Annotated in this window: 10 protein-coding genes and 1 pseudogene; 3 read left to right on the forward strand and 8 right to left on the reverse strand. The window is 68.7% G+C overall.

Annotated features, from left to right (window positions below; translation table 11 throughout):
* Positions 1-43: 43 nt before the first annotated feature.
* Positions 44-1,210 (reverse strand): hypothetical protein, encoded by a 1,167-nt coding sequence (locus DN051_RS43590; protein WP_162625206.1) that lies wholly within the window; start codon positions 1,208-1,210, stop codon positions 44-46.
* A 311-nt stretch (positions 1,211-1,521) separates the two neighbouring features.
* Positions 1,522-1,905 (reverse strand): hypothetical protein, encoded by a 384-nt coding sequence (locus DN051_RS43595; RefSeq protein WP_112443246.1) that lies wholly within the window; start codon positions 1,903-1,905, stop codon positions 1,522-1,524.
* A gap of 246 nt (positions 1,906-2,151) precedes the next feature.
* Between DN051_RS43595 and DN051_RS43600 the strand changes: the two genes are divergently transcribed.
* Both DN051_RS43600 and DN051_RS47430 read left to right on the forward strand, forming a co-directional pair.
* Complete coding sequence (locus DN051_RS43600; protein ID WP_159053909.1) at positions 2,152-2,439, forward strand: hypothetical protein; 288 nt, start codon at positions 2,152-2,154, stop codon at positions 2,437-2,439.
* Positions 2,440-2,509: 70 nt separating this feature from the next.
* Positions 2,510-2,632, forward strand: coding sequence for a hypothetical protein (locus tag DN051_RS47430; RefSeq protein WP_281289074.1), 123 nt, complete (start codon positions 2,510-2,512; stop codon positions 2,630-2,632).
* On the opposite strand, the gene DN051_RS43605 is transcribed toward DN051_RS47430, so the two are convergent.
* The 4 genes from DN051_RS43605 to DN051_RS43620 form a co-directional block, all read right to left on the reverse strand.
* On the reverse strand, positions 2,622-4,583 hold the full coding sequence (locus tag DN051_RS43605; protein ID WP_053756918.1) for a YncE family protein: 1,962 nt from the start codon (positions 4,581-4,583) through the stop codon (positions 2,622-2,624). The two genes, DN051_RS47430 and DN051_RS43605, sit on opposite strands and share 11 nt — an antisense overlap.
* Positions 4,584-4,926: 343 nt before the next feature.
* Complete coding sequence (locus tag DN051_RS43610) at positions 4,927-8,163, reverse strand: Tat pathway signal protein (RefSeq protein WP_112443247.1); 3,237 nt, start codon at positions 8,161-8,163, stop codon at positions 4,927-4,929.
* Positions 8,164-8,428: 265 nt separating this feature from the next.
* Positions 8,429-10,075, reverse strand: a complete 1,647-nt coding sequence (locus DN051_RS43615) for an MFS transporter (RefSeq protein ID WP_112443248.1) — start codon at positions 10,073-10,075, stop codon at positions 8,429-8,431.
* Between the two features lie 740 nt (positions 10,076-10,815).
* On the reverse strand, positions 10,816-11,454 hold the full coding sequence (locus DN051_RS43620; protein ID WP_053763746.1) for a TetR/AcrR family transcriptional regulator: 639 nt from the start codon (positions 11,452-11,454) through the stop codon (positions 10,816-10,818).
* A gap of 116 nt (positions 11,455-11,570) precedes the next feature.
* Between DN051_RS43620 and DN051_RS47070 the strand changes: the two are divergent.
* A pseudogene (locus tag DN051_RS47070) lies at positions 11,571-11,732 on the forward strand (IS701 family transposase); the annotation flags it as partial.
* Between the two features lie 410 nt (positions 11,733-12,142).
* On the opposite strand, the gene DN051_RS43625 reads toward DN051_RS47070, so the two are convergent.
* Positions 12,143-12,871, reverse strand: a complete 729-nt coding sequence (locus tag DN051_RS43625; protein WP_112443249.1) for a DUF4232 domain-containing protein — start codon at positions 12,869-12,871, stop codon at positions 12,143-12,145.
* A 535-nt stretch (positions 12,872-13,406) separates the two neighbouring features.
* A complete protein-coding gene (locus tag DN051_RS43630) occupies positions 13,407-13,799 on the reverse strand; it encodes a hypothetical protein (RefSeq protein WP_112443250.1) in 393 nt (130 codons plus the stop codon).
* Positions 13,800-14,030 lie beyond the last annotated feature (231 nt).

Raw genomic sequence — 14,030 nt, forward strand, 5'->3', positions numbered from 1 at the left:
GCTGCCGGCGCCCGGACGGAACGAACTCGACCTGCCGCGGTGATCAGCTCACGGCGTCGACCAATCCCTGCCGGAGTTCTGTGAAGAACTCTTCCCTGATGCCGTGGGAGACGCCGCATACCTGCATCCGGCCGGCGAAGGTGGCGACCGATATGATCTCCTGCCCCTCCACATGGCTGGCTATGAGTGGACCGACAACCCTGGTCGGGTGGATCTGTTCGGCGGGCCCCAGATCGACAACTCCCAAGTTGGTGATGCTGAGTTCGTTGCCAGGCCCGTTTGTGACCATTTCAGCCAGTGTGTCGGGATCCACGTCACCCGGGAAAGCTTCGTCGATGGCCGCCACCGCCGTGGCGATACCGGCAAGGGATCCCAGCGGTGAAAGCTCCGCGCGAACGGCTCGGGCCTGCTCCCACAACGGGGTGCCGTCGTGGGGCTGCGATCCTGTACGCCCTGCGCAGCTGTACGAAGCCACTCCTTCGCCCGCGCCGGTGAGGCGCCGGTGGTTGACGGGGGACATCACGCGTACGAAGTCCTTGCCGTCCAGGGTGCCGGTCACCCTCGATGCCACAGCGACGAGGAGTGAGTGGACGGTCGTTCCCTCGATTCTGCAGCGTTCGACGATCCTGCCGGTGCGCTCGACATCCAGCTCGAGATTCTGGACAGGGGGAAGCGGGATTCCCCGCGTCGCTCGGCTCTTTCCTCCCGGTGCAGCCATCCGAGGATCCCCTCCCGAAGGCTCTCCGAGTCGGTCTTCCGCCGGCGGTAGTGAAACACCTGCGATCAGTTTTTCCTGCTGCTCCGGCACCGGAAGCGGTGCCAGTTCCCGGCCGTTGAGGGCCGCAACCAGATCCTTGAGCAGAAAGACCGCACCCATGCCGTCCGCTATGGCGTGATCGAACGTGAGGAGCACCATCGATGATGCCGTGTCCTGTATCAGAACAGCGCGCATCAGCGGGGCGCTCGAAGTCTCGATCGGGCGGCTGAGTTCCGCACTCGCCGCCTGTGTCCAGCCGTTCATCGTCTGCCGCAGGACGGTCAGTTCGATGGGGATTGCCGTTGGCGACCGGTAGAAGCCGAGTCCGGACCCGGGGCAGTCGTCGATATGCGCCGACAGCAGCGGGTGCCGTTCCTGCGCGGCCGACAGGGCAACGCGCAACTGCTCCGGGGTGAGTACAACCGGGAATTCCGCTCCCAGTGTGAAGTTCATGGAATGGCTTTTTGAGAACTGATGAGTGAGGTACTCACTGGTCCCCAGGGGGCGTACCAGGTCTTGCATGGAATTCGTCGGCATTTCGTTGCTCACCCTCGTGCTGTCCAAGGCAAATGCCGGCGGGTTCACGCCGCCAAGCACACCACCGGCGCTCCCGCCGACGGGCACGCCTGGACCCGGACCAAGAAAAAGTCTTCGAGTCAGCAACGATACTCCAACTGATTGAAGCATCAAGTTTCTGTTGGGGTTGGACCGCGACGCACACGGCCGACGCCGGCGGTCAGCGGGCCGGGCCCGCCTGCGCAGCGCTACTGGCAGATCTGCTTGAAGCCCGTCGCCCCGGGCCGGGCGCGGAACACCACCTCGTGCCCCCGGTCGTCCCGGAACACCGCCTCCGTTTGGCTGACCAGGGTCATGGTCCCCTGCTGCGTGGGGTTCTCCCATCCGGCCGGCGGATTGTCCGCGCCGTCCGACAACGGGGGATCGGCCTCGTAGTAGGTGGACCCGATCCGGGCCTCCTCGATGCCGCAGTGTGTGTAGAGGTCGAACGGGATCTCCCGCGGGGGTGGTGCGGTGGAGCGGGCGGGTGCCGTGGAGGGCTTGGGGGCCGCGTTGTCCCCCGACGCCTCGGTGCAGCCCGCGAGCACGCTCGCGGTGAAGATGAGGGCGAGGGTGGCGCGTACGGGATGCATGCCCCTTCGACGGATCACCCGCGCGACCGGTTCCGTGCAGGGATGTGTGCCCGTCAGACCGCCTCCGTGGGCCGGAACTTGAGGGCCGCACCTGACGCCCTGGGTGTCGGGGCCGGTGACGGCCACGACCTACCACCGACCTCCACGACCCCATGGTCACCCGTGGCGGGCCCGGACAGGTCTCGATCAAGCCCGGAAGAGCGTCCGTCACCCGTGGCTTCGGTGCACTCCGAAGGCAGTACACGTGTGCTGGAATACGGAGACCTGGTCGTGCGGGCCACACCGGAAGCCAGCGGTGTGCGTACCGAGATCGAGGTGGCCAACACCTACGAGCGCAATGCAACGTACTCGGTCCAGATCAGCATCGCCGACGGTGAGGGCTGGACCGCGCACAACCGGTTCTGGATTCAAGATGTCCCTGCGGGCGAGACCGGACGGGACGAAGCGATGATCGGCTCCGCGGACATGGGACCGGCTCCGCAGACTCCGAAAATCTACGTCGACGAGTTCACTCCCGTGGTCGACCGGAAGTAGAAGAACAAGCACCGGCCGGCGGTGGCGGCCACGGGGGCCGGCGGCCGGGCAGGCGCCGGAGGTACCCGCCGTGGATGCGGCCGCCGACCGGGCCCACCACCAGCGGGGGCGGATCGGCGACCCGGCGCGGGCCCGCGAACACGGGCCCGCGCCGGCCGACCCCGGTCAGCTGCCGCAGACGCTCAGCTCGTGAAGGTGAAGTACTTCCAGGAGCCGTAGGTCGTGGAGTTCACGCTGTCGCCCGAGCCGCTGATGTAGGAGTTGCGGACCCGGAAGCGGATGCCCTTCGGCGGGGTGCCGGTGAGCTGGACGGCGGACTTGCCCGCGGAGTCGAGCTTGAAGTACTCGTCGTACGAGTTCGTCCAGCTGACGCCCGACCAGTACTGGAGCTGGAGCTTCTGCGTGCGGCCCGGGTACGGCGGCAGCGTCGCCGTGACGACCGGGTCCTTGGACTGGCGGAAGAAGAGATACGTGTGGTTCCACGTGTACTTCGTCTTGTAGTAGCCGCTGACCGACGTGGAGATCGGCACCTTGGCGCCGACCGTGCTCTCCACGGACCGCGGCGCGTAGCGGGCGTCACCCGCGAACTTCGCCGTCAGCTTGGTCTTGCGCTTGAGGTCGACGACGACCGACAGGTTGCCGGCGGAGTTGACCGAGCCGGTCTTCACCAGCTTGTTCGGCTTGTCCGCGCCGTAGGGGTTGGCCCAGATCTCCACCGTGCGGTTCTTGTACGTCGTACCGAGGTGCGCGGTGAACTTCACGTCCTGGCCGTACGAGTAGACCTTGCCGTTGTTGTTCAGCGTCAGGGCCGGCGTGGCCCGGGAGACGTCGACGGTGTCGGTGGCCGAGGCGCGGGTGTGCTCGGCGTCGCCCTCGTACGTCACCGTGTACTTCACCTTGCCGCCCGCCGGCGGGGTGTCCGTGAAGCTGAACTTGCCGCCGGTGCCGAGGGGTTTGGTGCCCAGCGACTTGCCGTTCGGCGACTCCATGTCGGTGCGGGTGACCGTGATCGGGGTGCCGGCGGGCAGGGCCAGGTTGGCGGTGAGCTTGCCGGTCACCGTCAGGGTCTTGGCCCGGGTGGCGCCGGCGGGGGCGTTCACGGTCAGCGTCGCCGCGTACTTGCGGGGCTCGTCGACGACCTGGAACTGGGGCGTGTAGTAGGTGTCGGTGATGACGAACAGCTTGCTGCCGTCCGCCGACCAGTTGGTGGTGTGGCCGCCCCACGGCATCCAGGAATGCGACAGGTTGCGGACGTTGACCGGCTTGCTCGCGTCGGCGGGGAAGACGTAGGTGTCACCGATGTCGTCGGTGTCGAGGACGGTGGCCGCGACCGTGCCGTCCGGGGCGACGGAGACCGTCTCCGGCTCCGAGGGGACGGGGTAGGTACGCACCTCCGCCAGGTCGGAGAGGCGGTACTCGGTGAGCGCCCGGGTGCCGGGACCCGCCACGACCACGCTCTGCCCGTCGGGAGTGAGCGCGGCGTCGTGGTAGAAGCCGCCCTTGTCGTCGGTGACCCGGAGCACCGGGACGCCGGAGGAGATGTCGTAGACGACGATCGGGCCGGAGCTGATGTGGGCGTCGAGGGCCAGCAGCGTGCCCGGATTGTCGGGGTCGGCGTAGAGTTCGGGCGGGCTGGAGAAGTTGTGGCCCGCCGCCAGGTCGAGGGTGACCGTCGGGGTCTCGGCGGTCAGGTCGACCACGCCGAGCCCGGAGTCCCACTGGTCGCCGTAGCCGAACCACAGCTTGCCGTCGGCGTAGGCCAGTCGGGACGGGATGGTCCGGTCACCGGTGGCGTACTCGGCGGTCTGCGTGAGGGTCGCCGTGTCGAAGGCGACGATCTTGTCGGCGCCGTAGACCGCGGCGTACAGCGTGCTGTCGTCGGGGCTGAGCGTGATGTCACGGACCTGGGGCAGGCCGGTGAGGGCGCCGATCACGGTGCCGGTGCCGTCGGTGACGGCGATCCGGTTCGTGGACCTGTCGCTGATGAACACCCGGCCGTGAGTGCCGTCCACCACCATGTCGGTGGCGTCTTCGAGGCCCGTGACGGGCTTGACGGAGTCCGCGGACGCCGGAGTGGCGGCCAGTACCGCCGAGCTGAGGAGGACCGCCAGCGTGGTGGCGGCCGCGAGGGAGCGCTTGCGCACTTGTGTTTCGAACCCCCCGGAACGAATGTGAGTGTCCACACGCGCGGTCCGTTGCCATGTGGGGGACCTGTGCGTCGCGTGTGGCGAGTGAGCGAAGAATAGGTCATGCCACCGACAACGCTGCCAGCGGGTTCCTCACGAGCGGACCAGCGGGTTCCTCATCACGGGAAGTGTGTGAGCGCCCACCAGCGCCCGGACGCCCGGCTCCGCCGCCGACAGGCGGAGACGGCCCGACACCTCCCGACGGTGGTGCTGGAGCCATGACGGTGGTGCTGGAGCCATGACGGAGGGGGGCGGCCACTCGGCCGCCCCCCTCGCTCACTTCTCGGTAGACCGCGACACGTCAGCTCTTGACCGTGCCGGTCGGCTTGCTGACCGCCGAGCCGTCCTTGTGGCCGGTGCGCAGGGCGATCACCTTCACGGTGATCTTCTTGCCCTTCTGCGCCGACTTCAGCACCAGCGACGACTTGGTAGCGCCGGTGATCGCCTTCCCGTTGGCGTACCACTGGTACTTGTACGACGTCGCCGCCGGGCTCCATGTCCCCTTGGTCGTCTTCAGGGTCCTGCCGACCTTGGCCGTACCGCTGATGACCGGAAGCTTGGTCGCCTTGGGCGCGTCACCCTTGGCGACGGTGACGGCCGCCGAGGTGGCCGTTCCGCTCTGCCAGCCGCTCCTGACGGCGGTGACGGTCACGGTGAGCTTCTTGCCGACGACCGACGCGGGGACGGTGTACGAGGCCGCGGTGGCCCCGGAGATCGCCTTGCCGTCGGCCTTCCACTGGTACGTGTACGAAGTGGGAGTCGCCGACCAGCTGCCCGGAGCGGCAGTGACCTTGGCGCCGGCCTTGGCCGTGCCGGTCACCCTGGGGGCGGCCGTGTTCTTCAGCTGGGGCTGGGTCACGGAGAAGGTGCCGCGCGCGTACTCGCAGCAGTTGGTGAACACGCTGACGGACCAGGTGCCCGGCGCCACGCCCGTCAGATCGAGGGTCGCGGTCAGCGTCTTGTGGTCCGCGGAGACCGAGTTCGTCGTGGCGGTCAGCGTCTTGCCGCTCTGGGCCAGTCGTACCGTGGCGTTCGCGGGCAGTGCGGTGCCGGTGACCGTGAGCGTGACCTTGCTCTCGGCGACCCCGGTGTCGGGGCTCACCGCGGTGACGCTGACCTTGTCCGTGCCGCACAGCGTCGAGAAGCACGCCAGCCTGGCGCTGTAGGAGGTGCTGGACGCCTTCTCCGGCAGGCCGAGCAGGAACAGGCTCGGACTGGCCCCCGAGGACGAACCGCCGGCCGAGCACTGGTGCCCGGAGCTCGTCAGCGTGCAGCCGTTGTTCCAGGCGCTGTTGTACAGCGCGGGCACCGCGGTGGTGGTGGCGCCGGTGGTGTCGGTGATCTCGGCGTCGAAGCGGTCGTACCCGGCTGTGGGCAGGACCGCGCACACCGCGGTGTGCTGCTCGTCGAGCGTGCCGGTGATGGGCCCGTAGCCGTACGACACCGACGGCACCTTGGTGCACTCCGGCGCCGGCCCGTCCGCGGTCGCGATGCGCAGCGCGTCCAGGCGGTACGCGGACGCGGCCTTGAGGTTGGCCGGGGTCTGCACGAGGACCTGGTGGGTGGTGGACCCGGTGACCGCGCAGGAGCGGTTGCGGAAGGAGCACTCGGCGGTGCCGTCACCGCCGAAAGCGATGATGTTGGCGGTGCCCAGCGCGTCCCGGACGTCCAGGTGCAGGACGTCGGTGGCGGCGGCGGTGGTGACCTGGTGGCACGTCAGGGTGCCGGGGTCACCGTACGTGCCCGCCAGGGACGGGCCGCCGACCTTCGACGCGCCGGACTTCACACAGCCCGCCGCGGAGGCGCTCGCGGTCACATCGCGTCGGGCGAGCGTGTACGTCGCGGCCGACTCCCGGCCGGTGAGCAGCACGGTGTGGGCCTGCCCCGGGGTCAGCCGGCACAGCCCCCAGCCGTTGGTCGTGGCGATGCGGTCGCAGACCTGCTTGCCGGTGGCATCGAGCACGGAGAACTTCGCGGCCACACCGCCGGAGGTGTTGACCAGCTGGAGGACCTCCGCGTCGGTGTGCGCGTCGGCCGGAATGGTCAGGCACCGTGAGAAGACTCCGTCCCCGGTGCTCAGCGTGGCCTTGGCGCCGTCGGCGGTGAAGCTGCCGGCCGGCAGGACCGGGCAGTCGTTCGCGGCGTCGGTGCGGTGGAAGGCGATCGTGTAGGGGCCTGTCGCGCCGTCGCCTTGGTCATCGGTGTGCACCAGCACCCGGTAGGGGGCCGGGCCGGTCAGCGCGCAGTTGCCGGCCGCCAGCTCCGTCGACGTGCACTGGGCGACGCCGTCCCGGTCGAAGACCGCGAGCTCGGTGTCCACACCCGTGGCGGCGAGCGGGGTGAGCGCGGCGATGCTGGACCCCTGCGGGACGTCCAGCGCCAGACAGTCGTACTGCCCGACCGTGCTCAACTCGCCCCTGTAGAAACCCGTCTCGGTGGCCGCACACCCGGCGTCGGAGGCACGGTCCAGCAGAAGCAGGTCGTCCGGGTCGCTCTCCGTGTAGGGGAAGGGGTACGCGCCGTCGAGGACCGCCGTGTACGTGCCCGCGGCCGGCAGACGGCATGGGTCGCTCTCCCGGCAGGCGATCTTCCCGTCCGTGTCGAACACCCGGACCGCGCTCGCGGAGTAGCTGTCCACGGAGTGCACGAGGTAGTGGCCCGCCTTGTCGACGGTGAACGTGAAACACGGGTTGGTGCCGTAGTCCAGCCCCTCGGGAGGGCCGAACGGGCGGAGGGTCGCGGTACGGCAGCCCTGCGGGTCGGACAGCGACCGCACCTTGACCGCGTACTCGGCCGGGTGGCCAGATCCGGCGTACGTCACTTTGGACAGCACCCGGTAAGGGCCGTCGCCGGGCAGCACACAGCTGCGGGTGTCCTCGTGGTCCCCGGTGACGCGCGGGCAGATCCAGGCCCCGGTCTTGTCGGTGATCCACGCGAGGGTGTCGCCGTAGGCCTTCGTCCCGTGGGTGAGGCGGACGCGTTCGCCCGGACTGCCCTCGAACCTCTGGCAGTCGACCTCCAGCTCACCCGTTGAGGTCCGGCTCACCGGTGCCTGGTCCCAGCCCGTGCCGACGGGGTCGAAGCAGCCCGGGGTGTCCGCACCGAGCGGAACGACGGTGAACGAGGTCTCCCCCTGCGACCAGCTGCCGTTGACCACCTTGAGCGTGTAGGTGCCCGCGGCGGGCACCTGGCACTGGCCCTCCTGGTGGAACCGCTCCTCGTAGCAGTCGACTTCGGTGCCGTCGGCGGCATGCATCCGCGCGTAGAAGTCGATGTGGTCCAGCGTCACCAGATACAGACCGGCCGCGGAAGCGGTCAGGGTGAAGCAGGTGCTGCTCTCGGCCGGGACGGTGGTCTTGGTGACCGCGTCCCCCGGATCGCCGAAGGACGCGAGCGTGAGCGGCGCACACTCCTCGTCGGCGGCGACGGCGGGGCTCGCCCCGGTCAGCGTCAGGAGTGAGGCGAACAGCGAGACGACAACGGCGAAGACGGCCGTTCTTCGGCGTCTTGTGGGTGGACACGAGTGCGTGTCGGACAAGGGATCCCCCCTGGATCAATGGTGTCGGGGCGATAGTCGCACACAGGTGTGACACAGCACTCGTGAGAATCCGGGGACTGCCGGGCACGTCGTCCGCGTTCTCCGCCGGACTTCGGTTCGAACGAACAAAGGGGACGGTGCCGGGGTCCCCTCCCGGCACCGTCCCGAGGCCATGCTCCGCTCAGTGCATGGCCCGTCCTGAGGGAGCAGGGCCGCAGTCGGCCGTTGGTGAACGTCCGGCCCTGCGGCCTCTGCTCCGTGTCTCCTACCGCGACGATGTTCCCTGCGGTGTGCGGGGGTTCAGAGTCGCCGGGATGTCCTGCTGATCGCTCGTCGTCCGACCCGCGTGGTCTTCCTTCCCAGTGCTCTTGCGGCGGGGGAGGAGGGCGAGGACCACCATGGCGCCGCCGGCCATGATGATGCCGCCGACGAGGCTGGTCTGCGCGACGCTGTGGGCGAAGGATTCGTGGACGGCGTCGACCAGGGCTTGTGCCTGCTGCGGGCCGATCGCGGGGATCTTGGCGGCTTGCTCGGCGACTGCGAGGCCGGCGCCCACCGACTGTTCGGCGACGTCCAGGGCGTCGGCGGGCAGGCGGCCGCCGACCAGGTCGCCGAGCTTGTCGCGGTACTGGGTGCCCAGGAGTGAGCCGAGGACGGCGATGCCGAGTGCGCCGCCGAGTTCGATCGAGGTGTCGTTGACGCCGCCGCCCACGCCGAGTTCGGATTCGGGGAAGGAGCCCATGATGGTGTCGGTGGCGGGGGCGACGCTGAGGCCGATGGCGAGGCCGATGAGGATCAGGGAAGCGGCGAACATGGGGTAGGTGGTGTCCTTGTCGACCTGGATCAGGAGCAGGACGCTCGCGGAGGCGACGAGGATGCCGAAGGCGACTGTGGTCTTCATGCCGAGCTTGGGGGTGAGCCAGCCGGTGGCCGCGGAGCCGACGAAGACGGCGCCGGCCATGGGGAGGAGGCGTATGCCGGTCTCGAGTGCGTCGTAGTCGAGGACGAACTGCAGGAACTGGGTGGTGTAGTAGATCGAGCCGAAGGTGCCGAAGAAGAGGAGTGCCACGGCGATGGTGGAGCCGCTGAAGGCGCGGGTGCGGAACTTGCGGACGTTGAGCATGGGGTGGGGGTGCTTCAGTTCCCACAGGACGAAGGTGATCAGGCCGGTTGCTGCGATGACGGTTCCGGCGATGACGGGGCCGGCGCTCCAGCCGCGGTGGGGGCCTTCGATGATGGCGTAGACGAGGGAGCCGAGTGAGGCGATGGAGAGCAGGCCGCCGATGTAGTCGATGCGGCCCATGCCCACGGCCTTGGACGGGGGCACGAGCATCAGGGCGCCGATGACGCCGGTGAGGGCGATGGGGACGTTGATGAGGAAGGTGGAGCCCCAGCCGTGGTCCTGGAGGAGCCAGCCGGCGAGGAGGGGGCCGACGGCGACGCCGAGTCCTGAGGTGGCGGTCCATGCGGTGATGGCGCGTGCTCGTTCGTGCTTGGGGAAGATGGCCACGAGCAGGGAGAGGGTGGCGGGCATGACGACGGCGGCGCCGATGCCCATCATGGCTCGTGCGGTGATGACGAGGTTGGTCTCGTCGACCTGGCTTCCCATGACGGAGCCGGCCATGAAGAGCAGCAGGCCGGTGATGAGGGCGCCGCGGCGGCTGTATTTGTCGCCGATGGAGCCGAGTACGAGCATCAGTGCGGCGAAGGGGACCGTGTAGGCGTCGATGACCCATTGCAGGTCGCTGCTGCTGAGTTGCAGGTCCTTGGTCATGTCCGGGATGGCGACGATCAGGGACGTGTTGGCCATGACGACGATCAGCAGGCTCAGGCACAGCACGATCAGCGCGAACCAGCGTCGTGAGTACGACCCGGTCATCTTCTCGACCGGTGTGGTGACGACGAGTGGCATCCAAGGCTCCTGAGGTGGAGGACGGCTTCGGGCTTCGCGGGTACGGGTGTGGAGCGCGGCCCCGGGTGGACGAGGCAGTTACTTGCTCATCCGTGTGCAACGTTAGCCTCATTGCCCGCCAGTGTGCAAGTAGTACTTGCCCATTGGTGTGCACGTAAAGCGGCGCGCGGCTCGACGAAGAGCGCCCGTGAGGGACCCGCCAGATCTCCCCGGTGCCGCACACGGCGGACGCGCCCGACGAGAACCGGTGTCCGACTCCGGGCGCGTAGGCGACCGTTCGCGCTGCTCGGGGCGTTGCGTAAGGCGCCGCGTAAGGTGCGGTAACGGTGTCGCGGGGGACGGTTCGACAAGCAGTGGCCGTACGCCGGGCACTGCTCGCTCCGGCTTGAACCGGCTCCGCCTTCGAGCTGCTGCGGAACCGACCAGCGGGGGCGGGTCAGACCGGATTCAAAGGCGCGAATAGGTCCAACCTGGACCGGGAGGCATGGTGCCGAATGCACCGAATCGCCACACCGGATGGGAGCGCCCGTCGTTCGCAGGCTCGCAGCCGGTCAGCGACCGCTACCGCATGCTGCGGGGCTCCGGCCGCGCAGCAGCCGTCGGCCGAACCGTGCTCAGCCGCGCCGTGGAGCCGTCCGTCCCGCGGTCGGCGCGGGAACGGTTGGGCGGGGCGACGTCGGTGGGCAGCCGCACCGGGGCTTCAACCGGGCGACGTTCCGCCGCTCACACCGCCCGTCCGGTCAGGAAGCCTCGCGCTTGATGTCCGAGGCGACCGCTTCGACCACCTGGCGGGCCCGTTCGGTCGGCACGCCCGCCGCGACCAGCGCGGCAACAGCCGCCCCGGTGCCGTCGTCCTCCCACATCCCCACATTGACGCACTCGAGGAGGGAGATCATCAGCGCCTCCAGTCCGGCACTGAGCACGGCCGGCGGCAAGTGCGCGGGAAACACGCCGTCATGCTGCCCTCGGTCCATGATGGCCGCGGCCTCATCGCGGGCCGGCGCCAGTACCTCCGACACCCGCTGCGCGCCCAGGTCCTGATGGATCAGCGCCAACAGCAGCCGGAACCGATCTCCCACAGGCCATATCGACAGGACGAACCGCGCCAACTCGTGGGCCGGTGTCTCCGCCGGCTCGGACTGCCCGGACACGGCGCTCAACAGCGCCTGTGACGCCTCCTCCGTGAGTGCCTCGACCAGCGCCGCGCGCCCCGGAAAGTGCCCGAACAACGTACGGCGCACCACACCCGCGGCCCGCGCGATCTCCTCCAGCGTGACATCGGGGTTGCGGCCGAGCTCCTGCCTGGCCGTCGCCAGAATGCGCGCCCGGTTGGAGCGCGCGTTACGCCGGACCGGCTCACGGCCCTTGGGCTCCACCACGACGACACCACCTTGCGGATTCACAGCGGCCAACGGGACGCCGATACGGCGCCCCCATCCTGCCACGCCTGACCAGCCCACTTCCGCCTGCCCATGCCACACCTCGACGGTGCAGTCACCGCAAGTTGCTGATCCGGCGCAACCGCAGCACAGGCGAACTCGCCCACTACAGCTGTCACTCCACCGGGCCTGTCCCGTTGCGCACCTTGGTCAGAACGGCCGGATCCAGACGGCGGGTGGGGAAGATCTTCCAGACCGCGAAGCGCCTGGCCGGGCTCGGGGGCTGCTCATCGGCCGGCTGCTGGTCCTGATCGTGCTCACGGCATAGGTGAAGAGGCTGAAGCCAGGCTGCCACCTGCCGAAGCTGCTGAGCCAAGGTCCGAGTGGGGTGTCCAAGGCCAGCCCCACAGGTACTTCGGCAAGGGCCATGGAGATGGCGCGGTCCTGTTGTCTTTCGCGGGCGAGCCGTCCGGCGTATCCGCCGAGGAGGGTGGCTTTGATCTCCTTGGCGGCCTGACCCGTCATCCGAACCTCGCGGTCCCGTCCTGGGTGACGACGGCTCCGGCCGACCCCAGGTCCAGGCACGTGCCGTACGGTTCGGGAGCGATGGAACCTGCGCCAGTCGGAGCAGGTCGAGCGGCAGCCACCGCGCCGGTCCTCGATCCGGCTCAGGAAACCGGCAACCGGCTCAGCCCATGGGTTCCGCCGTGAACGGGGTGAGTGTGGGAGCGTCGACCGCGCCGCTGTTCGGGACGGGCCCGCCGAGCCAGTCGACGCCGATCGAGCTGGTCTCGTCCGGCGGCGTGACGGCCAGCCCGTCGGGAGTGATGGTCCGGCCCCCGCTCACCTCGGGGTGGGCGAACCTCAAGCCGGCCCAGGCCCGCTTGCCCGGAGCAAGCGTCACCCGTTCCTTGGCCAGTGAGGTGTCACGCTCCGGAGTTCTTCCCACCTCGTCCGCTCCCTTGGTGAAGGCCATCCCCGGGAAGCCGTAGAGGGTGCAGGTGTGGTCGGAGAAATTGACCACCGAGATCGCGTACTCCACTGATCCGGCCGCCCCGTGAGGGTCCCCGACGTAAGCCTTCAGGTCCGAGCTGCGGCAGCGGGTGCCTGTGCCTGCCGCATCGCCGGAGGACGACGAGCCCTTGGAGGCATCCGAGCCACTGTCTGACGTGGACGACGGCCCGTTCCCGGACCCCGCCGAGGCGTCGGACGGTTCCTGCGAGCTGCTGCTCGCGGGGCCGTCGTCGGCGGGGGAGGCAACGTCCGTGCCTGTGGTCGACCCGCAGGCGGTGAGAAGTCCCATCAGAACGGCGCTGCCCGCTATCGCCGCGGCCCTGCCGCGGAATCCGGCGAGGCGGTGCCCGGTGGTCGCGGTCGGCTGAGACAGGGCGTTGCCGGTGCTCAGGTGCATGCCCATGGTTTCCACTCCTGTGGTTCGCGTTCGTCCGACGGCTGATCCGCCGGGCCTGCTGCACGCAACACTTCCGCCCGGATATCCCGATTCCGTCACCGGAGACCCACCAAGATCCAACAACCACTCCGCCACATCCCCCAGGAGGAGGCGTGAGTTTCGTGCAACTTCGCCGGCGCGGGCTTCCAGCGCATGCTCCACAGGGCTTGGCCCTTGTGAGTGTTCTTGCCCGGCGGGGAATCCAGTTGTGCGGCGATGACGTCCCCGACCTGGCCGAGGAGGACGGACGGCGGCCGTCCCGGCCGTGGCTCGTCGACGGGAGCGTCCGGCCGCCGCTTGACGAACCGCTTGATCCGCCGATTTCCAGCGCATCACACTAGTGCCGCGGCAGGCAACGTTTGCCCGTCAAGGAGCGGCGTTCGGTGCGTGCTCTCGGCGTGCCGGCCGGAAGTCCTTGTACTGGACGTACTCGGGCTTTCGGCCGGTGCGGCGAGAGGGCGTGCCGGGCGTCGCGACGGGGCGAACGTTGCCTGCCGCGGCACTAGCTGACTGCCGAGCGGGGAGGGTCGAATGTCTTCGCAGTGGAATGCGCGAACCACTCGCGGGAGCTGCGCTGGTGGAGCAGCACCAGCATCGTCACGCCCAGGACCACACTGAGAATGGACCCAGGGCTTTTCACTATCACCAGCAAGGAAACGGCACCGAGGATGTACACGGACAGAGTCACGGTGAGGGTGATGCGCAGTATGTTGCGGCCTGGTCGGAGGTAAAAGACATGGATAACACTCGACAATGCGGGCAGAAGTGACAGCACCTGCACGAGCAGCGATCCGGGGTAGTACTGCAACGCGATGCCCACCACCGCGATGACCACGAAGGCCATGAGGACGTAGAGAAGTGTGCGCAGTGCTTTGACTGTACTTGGAAGCGCCATTGTGATCTCCTTGGGTTCTTGCCGCGAGGCCAAGAGGCTTGGATGGTTTGAAAGCGGGCCCGTATGGCGACACGGTTCACTTGAGCTTTGGTCTGATTTGCCCGGCCGGCCGGTGCGAGGCTCTTCGGCATTGCTGCGGATTGGTGGACACCTCAGCCCACCCTCAGCAGTCAGTTGCAGCCGGCCTCCATTGGCGAGGAAGTCTGCCAAATCGGTCGCGGCCCGGCCCGG

The organism is Streptomyces cadmiisoli (assembly GCF_003261055.1).
Classification (GTDB): domain Bacteria; phylum Actinomycetota; class Actinomycetes; order Streptomycetales; family Streptomycetaceae; genus Streptomyces; species Streptomyces cadmiisoli.